General features: G+C 48.6%; 1 protein-coding gene. It reads left to right on the top strand.

Annotated elements, in window-relative coordinates; translation table 11 throughout:
- Positions 1-1,208: SLC13 family permease (locus R7127_RS26490; protein ID WP_318148712.1), on the top strand; the 1,208-nt coding region annotated here is incomplete at both ends.

Below are 1,208 nucleotides of genomic sequence, written 5' to 3'. Positions count from 1 at the left end.
ACTGTCTTCCTTTACCAACAATACGGCCGTTGTTGTGTCTTTGATTGGTGCGATTAAACGCAATCAACAGCACGCGCCTTCTAAGCTACTGATTCCACTTTCTTACGCGGCGATATTTGGCGGCACATTAACGCTTATTGGTACTTCGACCAACCTTATTATTAATAGCTTTGTGGAAGATGCAGGGCTACCGAGTCTAAGCTTTTTTACTCCGACGATGATTGGCTTGGCTGTCTTAGCTGGTGGTCTTTTAATTCTTATTCCGCTGAGCTATTTGCTGCCAAGTTACGATGACCAAAACCAAGAAGACTTACCGTATTTCCTTGAATCTCGTGTTGAACCAGGTTCACCTTTGGTTGGCCGTACCATCAGTGAAAACAATCTGCGTGCGCTGCGTAAGTTGTTTCTTGCAGAGGTGGTTCGTGATGGCGTGACGGTATCGTCAGTTGCCCCCGACTTCGTGCTGAAAGCGAAAGATCGCCTGCTGTTTTGTGGCGATGTCGAAAGTGTGGCGACCTTGCAAGAAATTCCGGGGCTGACGCTATTTGGGCAACAGCATTTGAATGGTCAAAACTTTATTGAAGTGGTGGTCAGCTCATCTGCAACCTTCTGCCATAAGACCTTGAAAGAAAGCCGCTTCCGCGATCGTTTTGATGCGGTTGTTGTCGCCATTCGTCGTGGACATGAGCGTCTAGAAGGTGGATTGGGCAGTATTACCTTAGCTCCGGGCGATACTTTAGTGTTGGTGCCGGGCAAGCGTTTCGAGTCTGAGCGTCGAGCGCACCGTAAAGAATTTGTGTTAGTGCACGACTTAGATTCCAGCGCACGTTTGGACTCCAATAAATCGACGATTGTGTTGATTGGTTTTGCTGCGGTTATCGCCTGTGCACTACTAGAACTTGTGCCGATCATTAAAGGGCTCGCGGTATACATCATTGCACTCATTGCGTTTGGCATAGTGCAAATCTCTGAGCTTCGCCGCCGTTTTCCCATTGATATTGTGGTGATTGTGGGCTCTGCGCTCTCTATTGCGCAGCTGATGATTTCATCTGGCTTGTCCGTCAGGATGGGCGAGATGTTTATCGAAGCGTTTAACGGCTGGGGCGTATTTGGTGCGCTGGTGGCCACATACATCATGACCTTGGTGCTGACTGAATTGGTGACCAACAATGCCGCTGCCGCGTTAGCATTTCCGATTGGCTATAGTA

Origin of the sequence: Vibrio sp. 1159 (assembly GCF_033340395.1) — a bacterium.
GTDB classification, from domain to species: domain Bacteria; phylum Pseudomonadota; class Gammaproteobacteria; order Enterobacterales; family Vibrionaceae; genus Vibrio; species Vibrio alginolyticus.
The sequence above is the reverse complement of the archived record's forward strand: the minus strand, read 5'-3'. Positions and strand labels throughout refer to the sequence as shown.